At 41.2% G+C, this 23,527-nt stretch carries 25 protein-coding genes; 13 read left to right on the forward strand and 12 right to left on the reverse strand.

Annotated features, from left to right (window positions below):
• Positions 1–3: 3 nt before the first annotated feature.
• The 4 genes from VB732_RS04780 to VB732_RS04795 are packed head-to-tail and all read right to left on the reverse strand — an operon-like array spanning position 4 to position 2,366.
• Positions 4–819, reverse strand: coding sequence for a hypothetical protein (locus VB732_RS04780; protein WP_323229701.1), 816 nt, complete (start codon positions 817–819; stop codon positions 4–6).
• Positions 812–1,681, reverse strand: coding sequence for an ImmA/IrrE family metallo-endopeptidase (locus VB732_RS04785; protein WP_218107937.1), 870 nt, complete (start codon positions 1,679–1,681; stop codon positions 812–814). The genes VB732_RS04780 and VB732_RS04785 overlap by 8 nt, the downstream gene beginning before the upstream one ends.
• 44 nt (positions 1,682–1,725) lie before the next feature.
• Positions 1,726–2,076: a helix-turn-helix domain-containing protein gene (locus tag VB732_RS04790; RefSeq protein ID WP_069069437.1), complete on the reverse strand. Its 351-nt coding sequence runs from the start codon at positions 2,074–2,076 to the stop codon at positions 1,726–1,728.
• A complete protein-coding gene (locus VB732_RS04795) occupies positions 2,073–2,366 on the reverse strand; it encodes a hypothetical protein (RefSeq protein WP_069069438.1) in 294 nt (97 codons plus the stop codon). Before VB732_RS04795 ends, VB732_RS04790 begins: the two co-directional genes overlap by 4 nt.
• A gap of 275 nt (positions 2,367–2,641) precedes the next feature.
• On the opposite strand from VB732_RS04795, the gene VB732_RS04800 reads away from it, so the two are divergent.
• Positions 2,642–5,254, forward strand: a complete 2,613-nt coding sequence (locus VB732_RS04800) for a DEAD/DEAH box helicase (RefSeq protein ID WP_323229702.1) — start codon at positions 2,642–2,644, stop codon at positions 5,252–5,254.
• A gap of 122 nt (positions 5,255–5,376) precedes the next feature.
• Here VB732_RS04800 and VB732_RS04805 read toward each other — a convergent pair whose 3' ends face one another.
• The 3 genes from VB732_RS04805 to VB732_RS04815 are packed head-to-tail and all read right to left on the reverse strand — an operon-like array spanning position 5,377 to position 6,377.
• Positions 5,377–5,685, reverse strand: a complete 309-nt coding sequence (locus VB732_RS04805) for a hypothetical protein (protein WP_323229703.1) — start codon at positions 5,683–5,685, stop codon at positions 5,377–5,379.
• Between the two features lie 6 nt (positions 5,686–5,691).
• Complete coding sequence (locus VB732_RS04810) at positions 5,692–6,054, reverse strand: hypothetical protein (protein ID WP_323229704.1); 363 nt, start codon at positions 6,052–6,054, stop codon at positions 5,692–5,694.
• Positions 6,051–6,377: a DUF5674 family protein gene (locus VB732_RS04815; protein ID WP_292805476.1), complete on the reverse strand. Its 327-nt coding sequence runs from the start codon at positions 6,375–6,377 to the stop codon at positions 6,051–6,053. The genes VB732_RS04810 and VB732_RS04815 overlap by 4 nt, the downstream gene beginning before the upstream one ends.
• A 223-nt stretch (positions 6,378–6,600) precedes the next feature.
• On the opposite strand from VB732_RS04815, the gene VB732_RS04820 reads away from it, so the two are divergent.
• From VB732_RS04820 to VB732_RS04850, 7 genes are all read left to right on the forward strand, one after another.
• Positions 6,601–7,257: a hypothetical protein gene (locus VB732_RS04820; protein ID WP_323229706.1), complete on the forward strand. Its 657-nt coding sequence runs from the start codon at positions 6,601–6,603 to the stop codon at positions 7,255–7,257.
• A 48-nt stretch (positions 7,258–7,305) separates the two neighbouring features.
• On the forward strand, positions 7,306–8,160 hold the full coding sequence (locus VB732_RS04825) for a hypothetical protein (protein WP_323229707.1): 855 nt from the start codon (positions 7,306–7,308) through the stop codon (positions 8,158–8,160).
• Positions 8,160–8,813, forward strand: a complete 654-nt coding sequence (locus VB732_RS04830) for a type I restriction endonuclease subunit M (protein WP_323229708.1) — start codon at positions 8,160–8,162, stop codon at positions 8,811–8,813. Before VB732_RS04825 ends, VB732_RS04830 begins: the two co-directional genes overlap by 1 nt.
• A 290-nt stretch (positions 8,814–9,103) precedes the next feature.
• Entirely contained in the window at positions 9,104–10,531 is a 1,428-nt protein-coding gene (locus tag VB732_RS04835; RefSeq protein ID WP_323229832.1) for a hypothetical protein, read from the forward strand.
• Positions 10,532–10,586: 55 nt separating this feature from the next.
• Positions 10,587–11,000, forward strand: a complete 414-nt coding sequence (locus tag VB732_RS04840; protein ID WP_323229709.1) for a XisH family protein — start codon at positions 10,587–10,589, stop codon at positions 10,998–11,000.
• Entirely contained in the window at positions 10,988–11,326 is a 339-nt protein-coding gene (locus VB732_RS04845; protein ID WP_094333515.1) for a XisI protein, read from the forward strand. Before VB732_RS04840 ends, VB732_RS04845 begins: the two co-directional genes overlap by 13 nt.
• A 27-nt stretch (positions 11,327–11,353) precedes the next feature.
• Positions 11,354–12,538, forward strand: coding sequence for an ARPP-2 domain-containing protein (locus VB732_RS04850; protein ID WP_323229710.1), 1,185 nt, complete (start codon positions 11,354–11,356; stop codon positions 12,536–12,538).
• Between the two features lie 305 nt (positions 12,539–12,843).
• Here VB732_RS04850 and VB732_RS04855 read toward each other — a convergent pair whose 3' ends face one another.
• Both VB732_RS04855 and VB732_RS04860 read right to left on the reverse strand, forming a co-directional pair.
• The gene (locus VB732_RS04855) at positions 12,844–14,709 is read right to left on the reverse strand and encodes a type IV secretory system conjugative DNA transfer family protein (RefSeq protein WP_323229711.1); all 1,866 of its coding nucleotides are present in this window, start codon (positions 14,707–14,709) and stop codon (positions 12,844–12,846) included.
• A gap of 128 nt (positions 14,710–14,837) precedes the next feature.
• Positions 14,838–15,071 (reverse strand): hypothetical protein, encoded by a 234-nt coding sequence (locus VB732_RS04860; protein ID WP_179076014.1) that lies wholly within the window; start codon positions 15,069–15,071, stop codon positions 14,838–14,840.
• Positions 15,072–15,252: 181 nt separating this feature from the next.
• Here VB732_RS04860 and VB732_RS04865 point away from each other — a divergent pair, with 181 nt between their 5' ends.
• A complete protein-coding gene (locus VB732_RS04865) occupies positions 15,253–16,359 on the forward strand; it encodes a DUF5895 domain-containing protein (RefSeq protein ID WP_323229712.1) in 1,107 nt (368 codons plus the stop codon).
• A 105-nt stretch (positions 16,360–16,464) separates the two neighbouring features.
• Positions 16,465–16,593: a hypothetical protein gene (locus VB732_RS04870; RefSeq protein ID WP_323229713.1), complete on the forward strand. Its 129-nt coding sequence runs from the start codon at positions 16,465–16,467 to the stop codon at positions 16,591–16,593.
• A 71-nt stretch (positions 16,594–16,664) separates the two neighbouring features.
• On the opposite strand, the gene VB732_RS04875 is transcribed toward VB732_RS04870, so the two are convergent.
• The 3 genes from VB732_RS04875 to VB732_RS04885 all read right to left on the reverse strand — a co-directional run bounded on the left by VB732_RS04875 (position 16,665) and on the right by VB732_RS04885 (position 19,799).
• Positions 16,665–17,381, reverse strand: a complete 717-nt coding sequence (locus VB732_RS04875) for a hypothetical protein (RefSeq protein WP_323229714.1) — start codon at positions 17,379–17,381, stop codon at positions 16,665–16,667.
• Between the two features lie 3 nt (positions 17,382–17,384).
• Positions 17,385–19,379: a M23 family peptidase gene (locus VB732_RS04880; protein WP_323229715.1), complete on the reverse strand. Its 1,995-nt coding sequence runs from the start codon at positions 19,377–19,379 to the stop codon at positions 17,385–17,387.
• A 111-nt stretch (positions 19,380–19,490) separates the two neighbouring features.
• The gene (locus VB732_RS04885; protein WP_323229716.1) at positions 19,491–19,799 is read right to left on the reverse strand and encodes a hypothetical protein; all 309 of its coding nucleotides are present in this window, start codon (positions 19,797–19,799) and stop codon (positions 19,491–19,493) included.
• 130 nt (positions 19,800–19,929) lie between these two features.
• On the opposite strand from VB732_RS04885, the gene VB732_RS04890 reads away from it, so the two are divergent.
• The 3 genes from VB732_RS04890 (at position 19,930) to VB732_RS04900 (ending at position 23,286) form a co-directional block, all read left to right on the forward strand.
• Positions 19,930–20,628, forward strand: coding sequence for a hypothetical protein (locus VB732_RS04890; protein WP_323229717.1), 699 nt, complete (start codon positions 19,930–19,932; stop codon positions 20,626–20,628).
• 107 nt (positions 20,629–20,735) lie between these two features.
• Positions 20,736–21,278, forward strand: a complete 543-nt coding sequence (locus tag VB732_RS04895; protein WP_323229718.1) for a hypothetical protein — start codon at positions 20,736–20,738, stop codon at positions 21,276–21,278.
• 229 nt (positions 21,279–21,507) lie between these two features.
• Positions 21,508–23,286, forward strand: coding sequence for a bifunctional 3'-5' exonuclease/DNA polymerase (locus VB732_RS04900; protein WP_323229719.1), 1,779 nt, complete (start codon positions 21,508–21,510; stop codon positions 23,284–23,286).
• The last annotated feature ends 241 nt before the right edge of the window (positions 23,287–23,527 follow it).

Here is a 23,527-nt window from a genome sequence, read left to right on the forward strand (position 1 = left end):
AAGCTATGTTTTATCTATTGTATGTTCGCAAGTTGTTTGTTGCATAATATTCCGAGCCGCCTCTATAACTGGAGTTAAAGTTGGCGATTTTGTTCCAATTCTTTCTAATTTTGCTACACCTACGAAGCAGTTCATCCGGTCAAATGTCAGTCCCATTTCGTAAGCCATGAAATTGCCTAATCTGCATAGTCCCAAGTAGTTGCCGTATGCTTTATCAAAAAGTTGTTGGGTTGCGTAGAAAGCATTTAAAACAAGGGTTTTATCTTGATTATTTGGTACAAAGCTAAGGTGTTGTAAGCAAGGAAAGCCTAGTTGCCTACAATTAGGAATATGGTCTCGCCCTGGATCAAAGATAGAAGCTTGAAACATACTTCTTCTGATTTTTGGGTGTGAATTATACTCAAAAATGATGTGTTCGAGTTGGTTGCCATTGTGGGGCCCAGAACCAAAATCAATCAGCCTTTCAAAGTAAATACCACGTCGGTTTTTCGACGGTTCAGCAGCTTTGTATCTGGGAAGAGCATTAAGATAAATCTCAAAGAATTTCTTTCGGTCATACTTAGCCATTCGCCAGAGAGAGCTAGGAAAAATCGTATTTGCAACTGTGTGAATTTTTTGTTTTTTGTTCTTTACAAGGCAATTATCAAGAGCATCTCGAACTGATTTGTCTTCATTTACAATACCGCTGCTAAAACCTGTTAAACTAACCACCAATGGCGAAATTTCTTTGCCAGGATTATCGATAATGTGTAAAAATATACGACTCCAAGCGCAAGAGAGGTTTGTTTCGTTAATGGGGAGAGGCGCACTATTACTCATCTTCCGGCTCCTCAAGATGGCGATATTTGCTTAGTCCTACAAACTGATAACGCGAAACCCGAACAAAAGCTGCCCACTCAGCGTCATGACAGTAAACGCGCACAATACCAGGACGGTTAGCTTGGAAGAGACGACCCTGTGAGTGATTTTCTTGGAAAGTGATAGTGTCGTTCGTTGCTTCTGCTGTGTTTGGTAGTAGAAGATGACTTCCAACTTCAGCATCAAGTGTAGGCATTGACCAATGTGCATCAGCAATTATCAACGGTTCTGCTGATGAACGCCCAAGAAAATCTTGGCGGATAGACTTGGGTGTAGATTTTAGAAGTGACGCAGCTTTGATGCGATTAATCATTTTTAGGGTATAAGTCATGTGATTGATCAGAGTCTCGTACCCAACACCAAAACTACAGGCAATCGTGAAAATCTGAAGTGGCGTTGCTGAAGCAATATCCCAGCCACGCGAAGCAAATGCTTTTCTCACCCCCAAAGTTGGCATAAGTAAGAAACCTGCAAAGGAGTCAACCAGAAACTCGTCAGGATGGAAAGTCTTAGATTTCTCCGAATCCTCTGTTAGTTCATCAATCGTTGAACTGTGTCCAAAAACGTGGTGTCCGAGTTCATGAGCGCAGGTAAAGTTACGCCTAGTAAGGGGTCGCAGCGCAGAAAGCCATATTTGTGGTTCATCTCCTTTGAGATATATGCCTTCCATGCTACTAATATCAACAAACTTAACTTTGACATTGAGTTTGTCGCACAAGTTATAGATACAAGCTGGGCTTTTAAGGTCTAGACCAGCTTGTTTCCGAATATCGATTGATTTAAGCATGGCCTGTTGAGCCAATTCTTGCCTCTGATTAGCCACAGATTTTTTCCTACACTTGGTATCAAGGTAACTAATATTACTAATCACAGGTTGTCTCTCCCCGTTCGCATTGAAGCAAGTAATGTTAACAGTCGGTCTAAATCTTCTGGCTTAAGCTTTTGGAGTTCTCTAGCAGCAAGCTGAAGTTTATTGTCATGGACATCGACCTTATTCGCACCTTCACCAAGTAGCCATGACACACTGACATCAAAAATTTCTGCAAGCTTTGTAATTTCTTCGGCGGAAGCATTTCTCTTGCCAGCCTCTATTTCAGAAATAGAGGGTCGATGTAGACCAAGAGTTTGAGCTACCTGAGCCTGAGACAAACCTGCCATCTTACGTGCTTCGCGAATGCGAGAAGCAATTATTGCTTTCTTGTCTTTTGCTTCAGTCATCTCCGTTTTTCCTCTTTACTGACGATTTCACAAACTACATCAGCTGATTCGTTGATGGTGAGTCGCCGCGTGCAATCCTCTGACAAAAAAATGTTTTTGTCATTAGGGATGTTCACGTTAAGTTCCGTAGCCAACATAGTGATGGCAACAGGCCAGAGGTAACTGTCAAGCCATGCTAAATCATTGATAGGACAAGTTGTTTCTGTGATTGGCTGTCCTTCATATCCGCTATCGCTCTGGATTTCTTTAAACACTTCTATGAGCTTGACCTTTACATTTTCTGGGGTCATAGTGCAGCACACTATATTACCGTTTGTAAGAAAATCTTACCAAGTGTAGGATAAAATGTCAATCGGAGTTCAGGGTAATATTTAGGCATTTAGATGTTAATCATCTCAAAGTCCTTGAAACCGACCAGAGGTAAGTTATATGTAGCGCACTGTGTGCTGAATATTCTTATGCCCAGGGTGAGCAATACGTAGTAAAGGTTATAATAAATACATATTTTTTCAGTAGCACTCCCCCAATGGGGGATTTTTTAGGGCAGTGAGCGAAGACTACGACTATGACCACGCCCAACTACAATGCCCTGCTACAAAGCTTTTGGACACCACCTCGTACACCCATTACAGAAAATTCCAACTCAAATAACCATCCTACTGAACCAACAGATATTACTGAATTTCTAGGTGAAGATTTACTATGGCAACAGACTATCCCTGCCAAAGAACCTAATCTGAAAAATATCCCTAATGACCTGCCAAATAAATTAATTAAAGCACTTCACTCATTAGGAATTACCCAACTTTACTCTCACCAACTTCAAGCCTTACAAGCAATTAGACAAGGTAAAAGTTTAATCCTCACCTCTCCCACAGCCAGTGGCAAAACTCTCAGCACATACCCCGCCATTCTGGAAGGTTGTATCAATGAAGAACATCGGGCATTAGCATTTTATGGACTGCGAGCATTAGCACTAGACCAGTTCCACAAAATCTCTGAACTACTCTCTACCATACCAACACAATCCAGACCTATACTGGCAATGATCACTGGAGATGTCAAATCAGAAAAACGAGAACAAATCCTCAAGAGTGAACCGCATATTTTAGGTGTCACTCCAGAATTAATCCACTTTCAACTCAAGCAAGCCTGGAAATCCGCGCATTGGGCAAACTTTTATCAGCGATTACGCTATGTACTGCTTGACGAAGCTCACACCCTCTCAGGCAGCTATGGCGCAAATATGTCCTGGCTGATTCGTCGCATTAAACTAGCAGTAGATCATTACGGTGGCGACTCCAAGAAACTGCAATTTATCTTCCTGAGTGCCACTTGTGGTAATCCTAAACAACTGGCTCTGAAAATCTCTGGTTTGAAACCAACTAAACTCAACCCCAAACCCCTGATTTGGATTCGCAAAAGTGGAGCAGCTTCACCATCTAGACAAATAATTATCACTCAGCCCAGTTACAATTTGACTGGTGATACCGCTCGAATAATTCAATTTTTGCTCAATCAAGGTAAATCAGGTATCGCCTTTTGTAACTCCCGACGCAGTGTGCGGGAACTAACAGAATTACTCAAATCAAACCAAGTAGCCGCCTTCTACAGTGGCATAACTTCTGAGCGTCGGACAGAAGTAGTTGACCAACTCCAGTCTGGCACGATCAAGTGGATTATTGCCACAGAAGCATTAGAAGCTGGAATTGACCTACCAGAATTAGAATGTTGCATTTTGCGTGGCTGGCCTGGTTCTAAAATGGCATACCAGCAACGCAGTGGCCGCGCCGGACGTTCTCAGTCTGGACTGACAGTGCTGCTTCCCAATGCTCTCAATCCCATAGACTGCTATGTAGCAGAACATCCAGAAATGCTGGTATCGCCAGAAGCTGAGGAAGTATTCTTTAATGACGAATATCCCATCTTTGCTGCTAAACATTTGATGTGTGCAGCCGCAGAAACTGGTATTCCTACTAATAAAATCAAGCACTACTTTGGCACAGCCGCTTACGAGGTAGCAAAACTTCTGTTAGCCCAAGGGCATCTAAATAAAGGTCGTAATGGACTGTGGGCAAAGGGTTATCCTCATAAAGATGTTAACTTTCGGGGTGGCTTATCCCAAACTACCATCAAGCTAGTAGATGCAGAATCTGGGGAAGAACTGGAGGAAATCTCAGAAGATATTGCTCACCGGGAAGTCCATCCCCAAGCCATCTACAAACGACAAGATGCCAATGGACGAATGCTGACTTATCAGTGCATCTCCCTTGACTTGAACAGCAAGCAAGCAATTTTAAAACAGACAGCAGATAGCTCACTGTTTACAGTTGCAGTTACAGACTCAGAAACCAGCAGCCTAACAGTGCTGACAGATCCGGTGAAGTTACCATTGCTGTTTTCTCAAGTCATTGAAGTTGATGACTGTCAGGAATACTTAACCCTGGAACTTAGTTTTGGTGAGGTTAAACACATTACCAGTGGTTACAGTTTAATGACCCAAATCTACGAGCAGACTTGTTTGAACAAGCGGTGTCTTAACTACAAAGAGCCGCTACCTAAAGAACGTCGTTGTCCACTTTGTAGCAAACTCACACGTAAGGCTGTAATTGTGAAAACCCTGTCAGAAGAAAAGTTTGAGCAGCCTTTCCGTACTCAATTTTCAGCACCAATGGTCAAAGTAGCGATTAACTCAAGTGCGCGGGAATACCTCCAGCACAATGCCTTGGAAACTAGAACCAATTTAACCCGTAGTGGAGAACCGATTCCACCGGGCTATCAACAGTTGTGGGAATATTCCAGTACCTTGATTGCTATCCACAGCTTTGGGCATCAAATTATGAGAGCGTTACAGCTGGTGGCTAGAGTTGACCCAAAACAGGTAAATTTTACAGTAGTGAAGGAGTTAGGGGAAAATAACAATTACACAGGCTATTTCTATGATACCAGTGATGGTGGTAATGGTGCGGCTGAAGCTGTGTTTAAACATTTGCCAAAACTTGCTGGTGCTGCTAGAGCGATCGCACTAGATTGCAATTGCGATACTGGCTGTGCCAAGTGTCTAATTCAACATGGTTGCCCTGATGGAAATACTGCTTTATTGAAGCAAATGGGATTACTGTTGTTAGATGCGATGACCTCCGGTCGGTCGGAGACCATCGCCTCCGACAAAACATAGCCTATCGCTGCACCTGATGTTTGACACAAGCATCGTCGTAAACATCGCTCAAATTCCAGATTTTATTGTTCCAAATACTCAATCACTGCCTCCAAGTCTGCGATGCCTGCGGCGGGCTACGCCTACGCTCGATTAAATCGATTGAGCATTGCTTCTGCTACTTCTGGTTGGGTGTTGACAGTCGGTAGTTTTTCCCTTACCACACCTTTTAGTGCTTCTAGCCACAGCGACAAATTTGTATGTCGAGCTGCTGTCAATAATCCCATATTGGTGAGAACAGACAAATGAAACCCAAGTTGGTCTTGTCCACCATAACCCAAATATCCGTTACTCAGTTCTATTTTTTCTGGAGTAAACTCAAAATACTGGTCAGAGGTAATACCAGATCCTTCGAGTTTGGGTTGTGGTAATGGAGGTTGGGATTGAGTCATTATCAATTAGGATTGTTGTACAGCAGGTAATTTTGACATTTGCAAAACACTGTCTGACCAAGTGCCAAGTTCTTGAATAATCTGGTTTTTAGCTTCTGTGTTATTCCAGGCTTGTTCCCAGTTAAACAGCCAGCGTGTGAGAAACCTTCCTAAATTTGCTAACTCAAAAGCATTGTCAATATCTATATCTGGGGCTATCCACTCAAGAAAATACATAGTCTCTCTAATCAGGCTTTTGACCACATCCTCATGTGTAGACTCACTGAAAATTTGACTTATCCGTGCTAAATTAGTTGCCAATTTTCCCAATCTAACAGGGATACTATCTTGCACAAAGGTTTCTTGCTCATAAGTTAAGCCACTATTCATCCCAGAAACTCCATAATAATTGCGGCAACCTGTTCTCTAATCTTAACGTCCATAATTTCCATTGAACGATTCTGTCGGGGACGGAGATTAACCATAGACTCATAGATTATCTGTTGTGTATCAGGTCTAAAACTAGCAGCCCAAATATCACTCTGCTTACTACCATCTTCTAGCAACGCCTGTTCACAGTAAAAGTGCATTTCACCTCCCCCAGCCAGAATCCGATGTTCAATATCCACCGCTACCTTAATATAAAACTTTAACTCTTGTAGCATCTGTTCAATTTGCTCCGGTGTAGCACGAACTCTAATAATCTCAATCAAAAAACTTACTCCTATTAAACATACGGTTGCCCTGGCTATCTTGCCTAATTACATCAGCTTTCAGCTATCAACAGTAATACCAGATTCTTGCATAGCTTTGTAACTAAATTTTCTACTTCCAGCAACCCACAATACGCTGTATATCTGTATTGAAGCATGATTAATCGAAGTAATTAATTTGCAGCTTACCGCTGCATGGGAGAGATGTTATATTCTCTCCACCATGCCAGTAATTAATCTTGCCGATATTCAACAAATTACTAAAACACAGCAACAAGTCCTATTCCCCAGTCAAAAATATCATCCAAATCGCTCTGCCTTTGACTCTATAGTTGCAGATAACTTCTCTTTGGTGATGAGACAACTATTTTTAGGACTGACTGTAGAACCTTTATTAAATGCCTATCCTCAAATTGCTCAGTGGGTTGATCAAATACAGGAACTTGCACCGGAAATTTTTCAATCTCGGAAAAAGTTATTAGTCGATAATCCAGTTATTGCACCTCTTGCAATTAATGACGATAACTACTTTATTCAAGTATTAACAAATATAGCATTTAAACAAGGTATTCCCAGGCTTTATGAATGGGCTATACGCCATCCACATTTAAGCTGGCAAGACCGGGTAAAGTTGTGGACTACGGCTAGACAATACTCAGTTAATCCTAACCAAATACAACTCGTAATTTTAGCATTAAATCCTGTTAAACCAGCCCAAAGATTAAATGTACGCTGGAATAAAAAGGATCAGATGCAGACTGAAAAATGGTTAATTAAACTACTGACTCAATCTCCAGATAACAAATCACAATCAAACATAGTCATTCCTGAGTTATCGTCAATGGTCAATTTAGAAGCTATTCCAGAAGTCAAGATTTAAGAGGCTAATGCCTCTGCCATTGGCAAATGCTTATTACAGATAACACCAATGGTACTCAAATCAACTTTTGAACATGGATGGCTATTATCAAAACTACTGAAATTAGATGATGAATATCAAGGTAGGTGGGAGCAATGGCGATGGACAATGGAAACTGGAGAACTACCTAAAGAAATACCACAAACTGAGTTTTTAGACTTAGGACATCCTCAAGTTTTACAGATGCTCTCAAGCTGTCTGCAATCTATTCCTAAAGGTGGATGTGGCAGTCCTTCCAGATTTATTGCCTATTTTACTGATTGGTTACTTTATGCACTAGGGCATCCCAGCATTGCTAAATTGCCTCATGAGCCAGAGGGATGTAACGGTGCGAGTAATCGTCTTATTCAAGAACTAGAACTGAAGCTTTTGATTTCTTGTCCCTTCGATTACTTTGGTCATTTGTTAGCTGCTAATCGTTACGGGCAATCAAGAGCTAAATTCTATCCTACTCCTACTTGGACGGCCAGGACAATGGCTATTGCAGCAGTTGACAGTGCTGCTGCAATAGCACCATTTCATATATATGAACCAGCACTTGGTACAGGACGATTAGCATTGGAAATGTCCAATTATGCCATCAGTTTGACAGGCTGGGAGTGGGATTCATTACTAATGAAAATAGCAAGTTTAAACTTCATGCTTTATGCTCCCTACTTGGCATTGCCTATTCCTAGTTTGGGTGGAGATTTAATTATCGGAAACACCCTGACTGGCAAGGGTATTTCTTTTATCCGACCAAATTTAAAGTATGAAACTCCCGCATCAACACCTAAACCGAAGCTAAATAATAGTTTGCTAATTAATGGTATCAAATACGAAAATACTAAAGCAGAAAATATGTTGCAAGGAAGTTTATTTTGATGAAAATTAAAATTCCTGAGTGGCAACAACTATTTCAAAATTGTGTCAGTAATCTTCCTCTGCCAATTTCCTTGCCTACTATAGCCATTGCCAATCCTCCCTATTGCAAAATTAATCTCACTTCCGATTCAGAACTAGCCCGATTTGAGATGGCTTATAAATGGATACAACACGGAGATGGAAGCTACGTTATTACATCCAAATTGAAAATCCAAGCAGAACAAGAGTGTTTATTTGTAGAACAGTGTTTAAATCAATTGCAACCTGGTGAAATAGTCTGTATCTTGGTATCTAATGGAATTCTGTCTTCATCTAACCAAGCACACTTTCGCCAATGGCTATTAAAAGACATGGCTTTGCTAATTGCTTCCATTCAGTTACCTACAGAAAACTTTCAGGTAGAATGTGGATTGGGAATTATCACCAGCTTTTTGATTCTTCAGCGCAAAGGTGGAGATTTACCAGTACCAGAAGATTACTCAATCTTTATGGCAGTTGCGGATAAAATTGGTTTTGATAGTAGAGGTCGTCGTCTCTTTCGTTCAATTACAAATGGGCAACAAACCCAAGAAATTGATAGTGATTTACCTCTGATTATAGAAAAGTTCAAAAAGTTTCTTAAAGAGGTATGGCAAAATAATGTTGAGAAATAGCACTTGCTGTCTATTAGCGCCGTCAAAGTTATCTATGCAGTATATGGGGAAATTAAGGACGTGTCTCATGAATTTGCAGACTTACTTTATAGAGTTTAAAGCCTCAGTATACTTAGTAAGATTTAAGTCGGATTCCTCTAGCTATTTTCTAATCTAGAACTTAAAATAGTCGTTAATACTGTTTGCGGGACTTTGGTGCGACTTCCGAACCTAGCCTGTAACGCTATCCTAGCTTGTCGTGCCGTCATTCCCCGAACAGTAGCCCCTTCAACAAAGCCACTATGCCAACAATGGACATTAATCGGGCTAACCAACATCAGCAGGTGGCAAGGGAAGATTTAGTCATGTTCATTAATGCTTGCCTCTCCTGCACAGGACAGCGTGAGTTCTATGGTGATGGTTACGGGCAGCGCGTATCTATTGACTTTTTGCACGACTATATTTTAGGTAATTACCGCTTACTCTATACCCGAACATTAGCAGCAGGGATTAACCACTTCAACCAAGCGCAGATTATCCTCAAATTACTAGCAACAGGAAAACATACACCCCCTGAACATCGACAAGAAGAAGGTGCATTAATTGCCGCAGCATTAACAGCCCTACCACCACAACGAGGTTGGGAAGTATTGCAACAATTACGGAAAAGAAGTATTAATAATCGTCGTAGCAGAGCGATCGCTCGTGATTATCTCCAGCAAAAACGTGACATCAACTTTGATGCTGTGAAATATCGCTCGAAATTTAGAGCGATCGCCTCCCACGCTCACCTCACCCTACCTGGGGAATTAGGTAATTTCCTCTTTGGTAAATGGAAACAGCGAGTTTATCAAACAGAGCTATTCGAGACATTTCGCCAAGCCCACTATAGCGCTCAAGCAGTTTATCAACTACCCTTTACAGTTGCCGAAGGTTTAGCAGCAAAACACGGAATTAAACGAGAGGTCTTTTTATCCCGTATTCAAGAACAAATGACCTTGAATGAAAAATTGCGCTTTCAAAGTTCAGCCAACCGCACAGAAGTAGAAATCGACATTAATTTAGGTCGTCTCCCCCTAACTCGTTTGGCGCTATATATCCTATCCTTGCCATTGGATACTCGCAAACAGCAGTGGGATATTTTAAACCAAGCATTAGAGAAATCTGCTGCCTTTACATTAAAAAAATCACCCCTAAAACTAGGACGAGTAGCCGCAGTCCTAGATTGCAGCTACTCTAGTTCCGGTTCAGCCGAAAAACATCGTCGTCCTTTAGGGGTAGCCTTAGCTACTCATTACTTACTAAAAGCAGCATCCCAGGAATACCAAGCTTTTTGGACAGCATCAATCAGCGATCCACTGCTGATTCTAGCTCGTGGACAAACAGACCTCGCTACTCCCCTACTGGATGCTTTGGACTGGGGCGCAGATTTAATAGTACTTGTAACCGATGGTTGGGAAAACGACCCCCCCAGTGGAGCATCGGAAATTCTGCGTGTATATCGCGATCGTTTAGACCCAAAACAAAAAACTTCCATTATTCATTGCAATCCTGTTTACAATGCCGATGACTTTTCTTTACACCCCCTTAGTCCCGCAATTCCCACAGTAGGATTACGGGATGCAGAAGATTTACCTACGATGTTGGGCTTTGCCCGGTTTGCTGAAGGTTCTGCATCTTTAGCTGAACTGGAAGCATATTTAGCAGAGCGAGTCAAGCAAATGTTGGACAGGGTGTAGGCTGTAAGGTATAGGTGTACCTCATATAGTTGAAAACCGTTGTAAATATTCCACTATGGCCAAAGACCTATTCCACCAAGCCGTCAAGCAAGCCTTAATCAAAAACGGATGGACAATTACTAGCGATCCATTAATCATTCGCATCGAGCGCGTTAAACTAGAGATTGATCTCGCTGCTGAAAAAGTATTTGCTGCTGAAAAAGATGAGCAGAAAATTGCTGTAGAAATTAAAAGCTTTATCAATCCCTCCGTTATTAGTGACTTTCATAATGCACTAGGGCAGTTTCTCAACTATCGCCTTGCCTTAGAAATGACTGAACCTGATCGCATTCTCTATTTAGCTGTTCCTATTGATATTTTTAATACTTTTTTTCAGGAGCGTTTTACTCAAGCGGCAATATCACATTATGCCTTAAAAATAATAGTATATAAACCGAATACAGAGGAGATAATCGAATGGAAAAACTAGCCAAATATCGCCAAATTGTGCGCGAATTATTAATCGCCCATGCCACCCCAAACCCCCCAAACGAACCAAATATTGAATGTCAACTCATTTTTGATACAGAACACGATCACTATCAAATTCTAGATATTGGTTGGCAAGAGTTTAATCGTATTTATGCCTGTTACATTCATTTAGACATTAAAGATAATAAAATTTGGATTCAGCACAACATGACAGAAGCCGATATTGCTCAAGAGCTAGTGGAAAGAGGAGTTCCAGCTTCAGATATTGTTTTAGGCTTGCATCCCCCATACAAACGTCCTTATACCAAATACGGTGTTGCTTAAAGTTAATAAAAATAGACACACCATCCTATGGCATCCAAAAGCAATCTGTTAGCAGACATATCACTTAAAGGACTAGAAATTGCTCCTTCTCAAATACGGGGAGCAGTGCGGATTGTGCCATTATTGCGTCATCAGGTACGTAACGATTTGCGCTTGCTGCGTCGTAGCTACGATGAAGATTTAGCAGTTGTTTCCTTAGCAGGAGAAATGACAGCACCAGGAATGAAATATTTTTCCTATGTTCCTCACGGACTAGTGTTGTCTTGGACTAATGACGGCAGTCCTGTGGGGGCTTTTGGGGGACAGCTTTTTAAAACAGATGGTAAACAGCTAAACTATGGTTGCGCCAGTGTCCGGTTAATGCACCGGATGGTGAAGCGGGAATCTAGTAATCAACTGAGATTTTTGCCACTTCACTTGGCAATGGAAGGCTTTTTATCAATGTTCTTTTCTGGCCCTGATATCGCCTGGAGTGAATATTCTAAGTATGCCCTTTCTCATGGGCTGGGTAGCCGAACGGAAAGCTCTTTTAGTGGACGTTACATTGCTGGACTTGAAGATGCTTTGCGGGTATTTGAAATTCACTCTCAACAGGTTGGGGTATTGGTATTTGTTGCCGAAGCATTAGCATCAGCTTTTATCGTACCGACACCAGAGGACTATCGACTTTTGCACAATAGCTTGTTAGAAGATTTCTATGGTGAGTTATTGTACCAATACGCGTTGCTGCACGATACAACTTTGACCATGAGTGTATCTTTAGATGAGTCAAAAATTAATGATTTAAAAGCTTTGAGAGCAGCAGTACAAAATATGCGTTCAGATTGGGCATCGTTTCAAGGTTTTATGGCAGAGGGACTGTTAGGACGCAAGTTAATTTCCCAAAAAGTCTATACTGCTGGTTCGTTTATGTTACAAAGATTTATTACTGACCTTGACCCAAAGGAAGAGAATCATATTGGGGAAGCGATTATTCGAGAGAATGGTGAATTGGAGTATTTAAAAACTTATCGCTTATCAGGTATGCAGACTCGCCGAGTTTATTTGCTGAGTCAGTTAGCGAACCATAATTGGAATTTGGATGCTACTGCTAGGAAATTGGGCAATACACGAGAGGAATTTGTGCTGCGTTTAGAAAAGGTGGGTTTTGGTTATTTGCTCAATGCAGAAGTACGACAAGCAGCATTGAAAAAAGTTAAGGGTAAAAGGTGATATTGTCTTGCTAAGATTCAGCATTAATTTGTGAAATTTTGATTTCAATATATTCGCCAATTTCTGAAATAGTAAGCTATCGCGCGTATAACTTGCACTTTTTAGGTCTGCAACCATTGGTAACTCTCTCTGTAATGCTCTGGAAAATTACAGATGCAACACCTTATAAACTTACTTAAACGGGGTAAACACAACCTAAAAAAGCGAAGAAAGGCTGCCAAAATCTACCAGCAAACACTGAAGATTCTACGCAGTGAGCAACAAGATATCCAACAAGATTTCACTTCTTAAAAGCTACCAGCCTCTTATCCTTGCAATCCGGGAGTTTGATAAACTCGTGTTGGGAAATTTTCTAAAACATCCGTTTCACTGCTACTAGACTCATGTGCAGGTGCTACATCTTCCTCCGGTAATGGCAACATCCGCGCTGCTGACTCAATCCGTTCATGTAATGCTTGTGTTAACGTTTTAATATCAGGAATTATCACCTGACTTTCTAAAGCAGGTTTAACTTGTGTATCCCAAAGAGCCTCACTATCATGCGCCCGTTTTTCATCGGCTTTGGACACCGGAATAATTAAAGGATAAGGAATAGAAGCTTGTCCCTCGGAACTGTAACCTGGACTAGTAATTACGCACTTGCCTTGAGGAAATTTCAAAATTTCGTCAGCACTGATTACAGGCATTTTTTGCAAATTCTCACTCCAGCTAATTGAACGGCTCATTTGTCCGCCAAGCGATCGCCCTGTGGTACGATTTTTAATCAGCACTTCCTTTTCACCGTAACGCTTTGAGTAATCCTCAGCCGTTTTGTAGTTACCAGGATTAAACAAAACATGGGTACTGCAAGCAGAAGCGATCGCACTCCCCATTTTATCTCCATAAATATCGTAAAGTTGCTCTAAACTTTGGATACCCAGAATAAAGCAGGCACCATTGGAACGATATTCATTAATCCACTGCGGTAAGCGGTCTAGTTTTATAGATGGCAATTCATCCAAAGAAATAATCAACGGATCTTTGCGCGGACGGCTTAAATTACCGACAATCATCAAGTGCATTGCAGCTGCCAGCAGAGGCCCAACCACACTGCGGCGTTCATCATCTAGCTTGAACACCACCATCTCTCTACCTTCAAGCTTAGTGGGAATATCCGATTTCCCTATAAATGCCCTCAGCAAATCAGCTTGGATGAAAGATGAGAAAGTACCTGCTGCTGTGGTCAAAATCCCCGAAATAGTCTTCTCTGCATCCTTAGCACTCAAAAATTGAATAAATGAAGTCGCCACCCATTCATCCAACCTTTTGGACTGTACCGCATGGTCAAGACGTTGCACCAGTTTTGGCAACCGCAGCACAGCATAAAGCATCGCCATATCTGGGTAAGGTGAACCCTTGACTAACTGCAATAGTGCTTTAGCTAACAAGTCACCGGCTTTAGCAAAGAACTCATCACTTTTACCACCACTGGAAGCATTGCGGTTAATCACTTGTCCAATTTCTCCTGCCATTACCCCATCCCGTGCATCACGCATATAATCCAAAGGATTGATCACACCGCTAAAGGGTTCACCGGGGGCAAATACTCGTACTTTATAGCCATAACGTGCAGCTAGGGGTGCATGGAGTCGTAGTTGGTCGCCCTTCTTGTCATAGAGTAAAATCGGAAAACCTTGCTGCATCGCACTTTCTAACATCCGGTCTATGGTTGAGTAGGTTTTACCAGACCCAGGCGCACCTATTACCAGTGTTCCCCTTTCGGCATTGGGAAACCAAACTGTAGGTGCAGCACCAAGCATAGTTTGTATGTTAGCCAGCAACCCCCGCCATTTACCTTTTACCCAATAGCGAGGAGTTCCAGACCACAGGGTAACTTTATTGTGTTTATGCTCCTTGATTTGCTTGAGTGCTAGGTTAGTTGCTGCTAGTTTCTCGCTGATACCGGAGACTTTACCAGTGGTGATTTTTCCCTTACCAGTACCACTGATTTGCAACAACAGTATAACGAACAGTATTCCACCTACCATCATCCAACCTTGGGGATTATTATACTGTTGAAACAACTTGCCAAAGTCAATGCTAGCCAGAGGTGCTTGAAAGGATGACACTTCAATTAATGTCGAGTTAGCAGTGATCTGGTTGTCTGGTAGATTCTTCTGGTAAATGTTCATAGCAGTTAAGTAGGCATTTAGCAGAAATTTTAGCTACCAAGTGAAAGCTAAAGTATTGACCTTTTGGACATTTTTTTTAGAGGTGTTAGAAACTCTATTTCTAGAGGAGTTTCAGATACAGGACATCTTTATGAATGATTGCTGTTAAACTTCGCCAATAAATCCTCACGGGAGAGATTCGATAACTGCAACAGTAAAGAAGCATACTCTTGTGAAGGTAACTCTAGAATAGGCTGAATAATTGTGGCTAATTGTTCATCTAGCGTACCAAATCGAACTGTTAGTAAATTTTCCACAACCATACGTTGCCCTTGCTTTTGAGCCTCTTGCTCCCACTGTATATATAGTGGTGATAATTTCATGATTAACCTCCTGTTATCCTCATCTATATTTTCGCTAGTTTGTAAATTAGCATTCAAGATACTTTATTTTATGGCGTAATTTAAATCTGTGGTGGAGAGTAATTGCCTCATAAACAACGATTGGTAAATAAGTTTTGAGGCTAACGCCTCATGCGTTGGGCAATCATATTTATGTACTCCAATGGTTAAATCTAGGGTTTCAAACAACTCTAATCGCTCTAATCAATCTACTGCTAAAACTGCTGCTTCTAATCCCAAAGCTAATACCAAAACTCAAGCAGCTAAATCTAAAGCTCCTAACACTCAATTGTCAGACCTTGATATTGATGATATTGACCCAGAACTTCTCAGCGACAGTTATAACCAAGTTAGACGACCGTTACTGCCTTACGGCATTGTCGTTAATGACAAACCCGCCGGACTTCTAATTCCAGAAGACCAGCTAGAAAAGGCTGGCTGGCTTGATATGCCTGATGAAAACGACCTAACTATTGTCACCCTAACTGAAGATGTTACTGGACTCTTAATTACTCAAGCACGGTTACTAGTTTTAGCTTTTGTACCAGAGTATATCCGTTATAAATCAGATGTTGAAGACTTGGGTGGTTCTTTTGTTGGGCTTTATGATGAATACAAGCATAACCTTGACAAGAAAACAATGGATGTGTGTTCAGAACATGCACTGGTGTTTCTGGATGAGGATAATCAACCCCTGCATACTACTCCTGTCGTTGTCCGCTTTAAGAATGTAGCTCTCTGGAGTTTTAAGTCAGTGCGTGAGGAATTTTACCGTTCTTTGGAGAAAACCTTTGCTGACTATTTCCAAGTGCCATTTAGCGGCAAAAACGATAGGTGGCGTAGCTTAGGTGTGCTGTCAGTCGAGTTCAAAGCTGTCAAAGAGGGCGAAGGTAAGAATAAACACGACTGTTGTAAGACTGTAGACTATACTAAACCCACCGTTGAAAATCTGTCTCAATTTTATTTGGGTCAGCCCACAGCTAAAGCCCTCATTTGGCAACAACATGATGCGATCGCTGGTTTTAATGAACCTCAATCCCTACCTGCTTTGCCAGGAGAATCGGTATCTGTAGACGTAGAAGTATTGCCACCAAATAAAAATAGGAACAAAACTCAAAGCGTTCGTAAATCCAAACCAGCGACCAAGCCACCTCGCAAAATTCAACTTATTGACGATGATGACTTCCTCGATGAAACCGACGATTTGGAAGCTGAGTTAGACGATGATGATTTTGACGACGAAGACGATGAACTAGATGATGAGGAATAGTCCAATGCAACTATAGCGTCTGTGCTGGTAAATTACCTACTACTCAGTGCTGAGTCATGAGTTCTGAGTAGATTAAAAGTCACTCAGTACTTATGTACTTGGTATATGCCCCGCACAGCATCCACTTGTGGGCGGCCAAGTTTTAACTCAGCACGGGCTAAACGCCCCGCTATCCATGTACAGCACTCTTCATCCACCACTGACCTAGATGCCGATTTAATGGCAATTTCCTAGAGGTTTTAGATGAAAATACCCTGCCGTAGCTAAGATGACTATGGCGGAGTTTTCTTCTAGATTTCAAGTTATCAACTTTGGGAATTTTTACCAGTAGTGAAAAGCTGACTATCAGCAAGTTGATAGCCAGTGCCATTGAAACAAAAATTCAATTGGCGTAGCTGCTCTTGCTCAGTTTGCAGTACTTTAATGCACGGTAATGCCTGACCTCGGTTCTCTCCCACTGACAACAAATGCTTACCTGGTGGCAGATTGGGATTCAAGTAACTCAAGAATACCTGAGTAATTGGTTTGTCCTTTCTGAGCCAATAACCAGTATACAGACATCCCAAAGCACCACAGACATCAGGCGTATTCAAGTTGAAAACTGCGAACCTGCCGTCTTTCCCTTCCACACTCCAAGCCAGTATATTTTTAGCAGATACTTTGGAATTTAACTCTGTATTTTCTACAATCACCTGTTCAACGACTGTAGCAGGCACAACATTAGCAGCTTTGTTCCAAGTAACGGTTGCCGCATTTAAGCTACAGCCCCCTAAGCTCATGAGAATCGACAGCAACAAAAAGATGCCCAAACCAATGCGAAACCAATGAATCCAGTAGCGTACCCTCATAGAAGGTGCTGGTAATGTCTTCAGTGGTTGAGACTGAGTAGGGGAGGCGGAGTCAGAATAAACTCCCTTTCCTTCCCCTGTTTGCCCAAGGTGTATTTTTGAATGCAACTCAGTATCCAGTATTTCTTTTATCTCATGGGGTGAGGTAATAGAAGTTTTAGATAAATGTGTCATACTCTACCTCCCATTTTCAGTATTTTTAGCAGTGCTGATGTAGCTAGAATTTACATTAGGAGAACAGGTCAGCGTTCCATTATCGCTATTACCGTTGCGATAACTAGCTAAAGCGGTTTTGCCGTAATCTTTAAGGCTGAGGCGACCGAGGGCATCTGAGCCATTTCCATCAACTTTGCTGTAATCACCACCAAAATGCTTTTGAGCCACTCGTTCAATTAGGCGTTCACCTGTAAATGGCTGTCCTGTAGCCGGATCGATTTGCTCTTGTGTTACTTGAATTTTGTTAGCCATATCAGCCACAAACGCCCTATCTTGGTCAGCTGGAGGAAAAAACTCAAATAGTTCAGCCTCTGTTGGTTGATGCCCTTGCTCCACTTGACTCAGAAACTCTTGACCTCCAGGCTTGGCAGCAATTAACTGCACTGCGTAAGGGTTATAACTCATGAACTGGTAGCGACCGAGAGCGCGACCACAATTTAAACCCCCATCTGCACAGGTATGTATACCAACTGCTTTGTAATCCCCGCTACCAGCACTCTCAATCTCCGCGATCGCATTTGAGAGCGATCGCAAATCAATACCGGAGAATGATTGATCTGTTATCGATTGACTAGCACTACTAAAGGTGCATGGATTTATCTTCTCTATTACTCCAGTACCGTTGGTAGTCTTAGCTTTCGGCTCTCTTGTAGCTCCGGTTGGTAAAGACGTAGTATTTGTCCTCTGTTCACTCAAATTGCCTACAAATATCAGAGAGTTAACCTTGTAGCTAAAAAAAGGAACAGGCCCGATAAAATAAGGTGTACAACCCATTCGCCAAGCACAGAACCGAAAGAACAAAGCCGTATCTACCGTATCAGTAGTTTCATCCGGCTCCATCACCACCACCTTAAAAGCTTTACCAAACGGTAGCCGTCCTGTTGGTTCCCGACCGTTATTCACTGCTTTCAGGATACCCCGCCCGCCCTCGACTTCTTGGTATTTACCAGAAATCCACTGCTTTCCTTCTAACTTACTGCGATCGCTACGACCTGCATTTTCCAAATCATCCAATTCTAAGTAAGCGCAGTCTTTTACAGTACAAGGCACAGAAAATCCTTGCACATCTGAACCAGAAATCGTATTGTTACGGCGGTTTTCTGCTGGCCCATGAACTACATCAATCCGCATTACTAAGCTACCAATTTCAGTGATGGGATTAGGCATTAATCCTAAAGGTACTTGTCCCAAACCAGGAATATCCGAAACATTGCTATTCATCCAACCTGTAAATTGTTGTAGCTGTACTGCATCTAAGTTAGGAATTGAAGAGATAGAAAACTCTGACAAGTTGATTTGTCCCAGCTTCATTTGCCCAACTTCATACTGTGTTAGTACCTGAGCTAGTGTTAAATTAGATGCAGCAATTCCCTTTGATTTTAGTAAGGTTGCAACAGGTGTAATATTGTTTACTTGTGTCTTAGCTAATTCTGGAACAACCTGAGCTAAATGGCTCAATGTCTGCTCCCCAATCAGGGGAAATTCACTCAAGGCAATTTTGTTTAAATCTATACTGTTAATGTCTGTGTTCGCCTCTGGTTGTGTGCCCAGAGCGATAGCGAAGCGCTGCTGCGAAGCGCAGATCGCCTGGATCGCCTGCAAAGAAAACTCCTCTGCCTGCAATGCTTCACTGATATCTCCTAACTTCAAATATTGGTCAGGAGTCATACCAACATTCCAAGTGCGACTCAGGTCATAACCTAGTGTTTGACTGTAGGAACTGCCATCAATTGCACCGGATTCACTGATACCTGGTAGCTGGGCCAGAGAAATGCGGCTCCAGTCTGGCAGCAAAACTTTAGTAGCAGGTAGTCGAGACTGAGGATTTGCAACTTCTACAATTCGAGTCGGTAAATTGCCATCACCAATTGTATTGATTGTAGCTTGGGCGGCGATACTATAAATAATACAAGCAATGACAACCAGAAGAGATATCCATGCTTTTGGTATCTTCATAATTTCAGTTTTAAAAATGACAGCAACTATACCCAAGTAAGCAAAGTAATTTATTTAATAAAAACCATTCTTTTGTTACTTTTGGGGTATAGTTATCAGTAGAAATATGACTTATAACTCTAGCTCTGGCGATGCTGACTGTTGACTTTTCTTAGACTTGTAACCTGAACCAGAGCCATATCCTGGTAATTGAGGATTGGGATTAGCAGCCGATTCAGTGTAAGGTGTATCCCCAAGATTGATTTCAAAGATATTCTCTTGATAACCATCCCTAAATTGGTCTGCTTGCAAGGGATTACTACTATCTCCAGAACTTGATTGCTCAACACCGTAACCTTCAGATTGATAGCCACTGCCAGACTGATAATTACTACTGTCGTCAGTATCAAGATTTTGGGTAATTGTAGGTTCGTTATTCATTGGCATTACCTAAAAAAGCTGTATCAATGCCAGCATAAAAAGATTTATCTAGTATCAGCATTCACCTATTGGACATTAATTTTTTAGCCGATTGGCTATTTTTGGTGATGCGCTCATATCGAGATGAAAAATGGAGCAAATGAATTTGATTTCACCAGAATTAATGGCAGAAATCAGTGATGGTAATAGTACCAACCTGCCAGACAATACCCGAAAAATGCTGCAAATTCTGGCAAGTTTAAATACACCAAAAGAATTATTAGCAAGTCTTTTGGAAATAGCTGAATTTTCCCTACACCATGTTCGCTACCTTGCAGGGCCATTGGTAATTCATCGCAGTCCTTGGAGTGATACGATTCCCCAATGGCTGAAGTTTGCTTGTATTCAGGAGCGATTAGAACTTATCTTCACTGAATACGAACAGGATCAGGTTGGTGTTTCCAGCACAGCCACAGAAGTTCTTACCTACATGATGCCTGCAACTTACGAAGCACCTCTGCATAGGGATTACGCTGATCTTTATCTTTGGGTAGGTAATGAAGTTTTAACCAAATACGATAAATTACCAAAGGGTTGCAAGAGTTTTTATGAATTTCTAGGTGATGGTGATACGAGCAATGCCAGCAATAATCGCATCATTCATTTTAATCAGGTAAAAAATGAATTCAACTATCTTAGCAGGTCAATTCGACGCAGCATAGTTAAACACGCAGCACAAGAAGGATGGGGTAAGCGTCATGTCACTGCCAAGACTAACTTAGACTCGACCCAAAGCACTCCAACTCCTAAACCTTCATCAAATTCAACTGTGCAAATTAGCTTGTTCTGAATTTTAAAAAAATCCTCAGTCTATTCAAATTTTCATCTGAGGATTTTTCTGTTAAATGGAAGCGATCGCTTCTTGAATTATGAACATAAAATTTCAAGTTAGTCATCATGAATACTCAACAAATTCAAGAAGTTTTAACTCATTTCATCATTGGAATTACAGCCTTATATACCATTGTAATGGTCGTTGATTTCGTTGTGGGAATAGTCCATCTGTGGCAGAAATTTACAGTCAACATCGAAAACACAACATCTGAAAAATTACACCTGGAATCTATTGATATTAAGAAATCTCTCAAGTTGAAAAATCAAAATCAATCAACTAACCATATTACATCAAAACCAGAACCTCAACCAGACAACTTTATTAGCATTGATGTAAACAAAATTGATTTACGAACAGCTAGAAAAATTGCCACTGCCATAAAAAAAGCTTCAACATCCAATCCTGACTTAATTATCCAACAAAAAGTCAACAGTAAAAGTGTTCCTTTAGCCTGGTTGCAAGCACAGATTAAGCATCGTTTAGAACTGGCACCAGAAATTGTCACACCCATTATTAGAGAATTGGCTCCTACTGCTTTTACATCTGTTCGAGAGAATATTCAGCATTCTAACATTGTAAAAACAGGTAAGCGTAAAGTCAGTTAATCATAGAAAGAGAGGAATATCGATATGGCGGTTATCGCTCGGATGAGAAGACAAAAGTACTTGTTGTATAATCTTTCCAGCAAAGTTTTTGTATCTCCCTCAACTGCACACCGCTATAGTATTACCTCTCTTTAATAGGTTTTCAAATCTTTGTAAAAAACTAAATATTTTGAAGTTGCTAGATATACAAGCTATCGCTTCTCGGTGAGAAATTAAAATTAAATTCATTATGAATACAAGCTTAATAAATACAAATAATCCCAGTATTTATACTCCAGAATATACTATCGTTTCCAATGTTTCAACTCTTAATTCTGCTCTCCACCCTCTGTTTCAGGCAGAAGTTTTAGCCATAGATTGTGAAACAACAGGACTTGACCCTCTAACTGATTCTATTAGACTGATTCAAATAGCTGCACCAAAGCATCCGGTACTGCTAATTGATTTACCAGCTATTCCCAAAAGCGATCGCCAACTGCTCAAAAAACTGCTTTGTAACTCTGCTGTCAAAATTGCTCATAATGCCAAGTTCGACTGGCAATTTCTCACCCTCGCAGGACTTCAACCCTCTGGTCAATTCTTTGATACCCAACTTGCTTATAAAGTTCTAACCGCAGGATTAAAAACAAGCTCATCCTTACAAAATATAGTTAAAAAGCTACTACACCTTCAACTAGATAAAACTCAACAAATCAGTGATTGGTGTAAACCTCTTACCAAGGTTCAATTGCACTATGCTGCCGTAGATGCTGCCATATTACTTGACCTTTACCCAATTCTCCTCAAGAAGTTAAAGCAGGCAAAGTTACTCAAAATTGCCCGACTGGAATTTCAGTGTATGCCTGTTGTAGCTCAAATGGAACTTAACGGGATGCTATTTGACTTGTCTCGATGGCAGATACTGGGTGCAAAACTAGAAGCTGAAAAAACAGATACTTTAAACCAACTCAAGCAACTCCGTATTGCTAGCTCTCAGATGTCATTGCTGCCAGAACTGACAGATGCAGTAAACCCGAATTCACCTCAGCAAGTTTTGGCTGCTTTACAAGCTATTGGGATCAAAATCAACTCAACTAATCAAAGTAAATTGGTTTCTTTAGCTGCACAGTATCCCATAATTCAAGCATTGCTAGATTACCGCCGTCTATCCAAAATTATCGGCACTTTTACCGAGAAACTACCCCAGCATATCCACCCCAAAACTGGGAGAATTCATCCCAACTATTATCAATTAGGGGCAAAATCCGGTAGATTTTCTTGCCGCAAACCACCTCTACAAAATATTCCCCGCGATCAAACAGCTCGTAGCTGCTTCATTGCTGCCCCTGGCTATAAAATTATCAAAGCCGATTACTCCCAAATAGAACTACGAATTATGGCTCGGCTTAGTGGTGATACAAAGATGTGCCAAGTCTATCGTCAGGGGGCTGACTTACATCGATTAACAGCATCTCTAGTAACTGGAAAACATATCAATGAAGTAACTGAAGAAGACCGCAGACTAGCAAAAGCAATAAACTTTGGATTGATTTTCGGTATGGGCGCTGCCAAACTCCAAATTTACGCCCAAGTAAAATATGGGGTGGCAATGACATTAGAACAAGCAAAAGCTTTCAGTCAACGATTCTTTGAAGCTTATCCTGGAATAGCTAGGTGGCATGAAAACATCAAACGTAAATACATCCAAGGCATTAAGGAAAGTCGTACACTAGCAAACAGACGACGGAGATGGGTAAACAAGCCCCGACTATCAGAGCTATTTAACCATCCAGTACAAGGTTTAAATGCCGATATCAACAAATTAGCTATGGTAAAACTTTCAATTCCATTAGCTAAATTCAGAACAAAACTCATCTGTGTAAGACATGATGAAATTGTACTGGAATGTCCAGAGACTGAAGTTGAGCAAGTTAGCAATATATTACACAATTGTATGGTTGCTGCTGCCCAAAAGTTTCTCAGTCCTATTCCAGTTGTTCTAGATATTAAAACATCAAATAGCTGGTGAACTATCCCAACTTGCCGAGTACGACTGAAGTTGGATTCGCAGTAAAGCTATTCTGAGAAGATTTGTCAAAAACTCAACTGCCCTCCTCACAGTATAGCTCGTGCAAAATGTGGTTAGAGGGCGTTTCGTTTTTGATCCGAAGCACTATCCCCGCCCTATCTCAATACCGTTTAGTTAAGGACATTTATCTGTTGGGGCGGGCTGTTCTTGAGCAGGGGGAGAAAAAAGGCTTAACCCAAGC

This window comes from Nostoc sp. UHCC 0252 (genome assembly GCF_034931145.1).
Lineage (GTDB): Bacteria > Cyanobacteriota > Cyanobacteriia > Cyanobacteriales > Nostocaceae > Nostoc.

Coding starts and splice junctions, on each gene's coding strand:
- VB732_RS04790 (WP_069069437.1), bottom strand. CDS start 2,076: ATGACTGAAGCAAAAGACAAGAAAGCAATAATTGCTTCTCGCATTCGC.
- VB732_RS04810 (WP_323229704.1), bottom strand. CDS start 6,054: ATGAATAGTGGCTTAACTTATGAGCAAGAAACCTTTGTGCAAGATAGT.
- VB732_RS04895 (WP_323229718.1), top strand. CDS start 20,736: ATGAATACTCAACAAATTCAAGAAGTTTTAACTCATTTCATCATTGGA.
- VB732_RS04830 (WP_323229708.1), top strand. CDS start 8,160: ATGAAAATTAAAATTCCTGAGTGGCAACAACTATTTCAAAATTGTGTC.
- VB732_RS04800 (WP_323229702.1), top strand. CDS start 2,642: ATGACCACGCCCAACTACAATGCCCTGCTACAAAGCTTTTGGACACCA.
- VB732_RS04900 (WP_323229719.1), top strand. CDS start 21,508: ATGAATACAAGCTTAATAAATACAAATAATCCCAGTATTTATACTCCA.
- VB732_RS04825 (WP_323229707.1), top strand. CDS start 7,306: ATGGTACTCAAATCAACTTTTGAACATGGATGGCTATTATCAAAACTA.
- VB732_RS04805 (WP_323229703.1), bottom strand. CDS start 5,685: ATGACTCAATCCCAACCTCCATTACCACAACCCAAACTCGAAGGATCT.
- VB732_RS04850 (WP_323229710.1), top strand. CDS start 11,354: ATGGCATCCAAAAGCAATCTGTTAGCAGACATATCACTTAAAGGACTA.
- VB732_RS04840 (WP_323229709.1), top strand. CDS start 10,587: ATGGCCAAAGACCTATTCCACCAAGCCGTCAAGCAAGCCTTAATCAAA.
- VB732_RS04880 (WP_323229715.1), bottom strand. CDS start 19,379: ATGAAGATACCAAAAGCATGGATATCTCTTCTGGTTGTCATTGCTTGT.
- VB732_RS04795 (WP_069069438.1), bottom strand. CDS start 2,366: ATGACCCCAGAAAATGTAAAGGTCAAGCTCATAGAAGTGTTTAAAGAA.
- VB732_RS04845 (WP_094333515.1), top strand. CDS start 10,988: ATGGAAAAACTAGCCAAATATCGCCAAATTGTGCGCGAATTATTAATC.
- VB732_RS04885 (WP_323229716.1), bottom strand. CDS start 19,799: ATGAATAACGAACCTACAATTACCCAAAATCTTGATACTGACGACAGT.
- VB732_RS04890 (WP_323229717.1), top strand. CDS start 19,930: ATGGAGCAAATGAATTTGATTTCACCAGAATTAATGGCAGAAATCAGT.
- VB732_RS04820 (WP_323229706.1), top strand. CDS start 6,601: ATGCCAGTAATTAATCTTGCCGATATTCAACAAATTACTAAAACACAG.
- VB732_RS04835 (WP_323229832.1), top strand. CDS start 9,104: ATGGACATTAATCGGGCTAACCAACATCAGCAGGTGGCAAGGGAAGAT.
- VB732_RS04855 (WP_323229711.1), bottom strand. CDS start 14,709: ATGAACATTTACCAGAAGAATCTACCAGACAACCAGATCACTGCTAAC.
- VB732_RS04780 (WP_323229701.1), bottom strand. CDS start 819: ATGAGTAATAGTGCGCCTCTCCCCATTAACGAAACAAACCTCTCTTGC.
- VB732_RS04870 (WP_323229713.1), top strand. CDS start 16,465: ATGCCCCGCACAGCATCCACTTGTGGGCGGCCAAGTTTTAACTCAGCA.
- VB732_RS04875 (WP_323229714.1), bottom strand. CDS start 17,381: ATGACACATTTATCTAAAACTTCTATTACCTCACCCCATGAGATAAAA.
- VB732_RS04865 (WP_323229712.1), top strand. CDS start 15,253: ATGGTTAAATCTAGGGTTTCAAACAACTCTAATCGCTCTAATCAATCT.
- VB732_RS04860 (WP_179076014.1), bottom strand. CDS start 15,071: ATGAAATTATCACCACTATATATACAGTGGGAGCAAGAGGCTCAAAAG.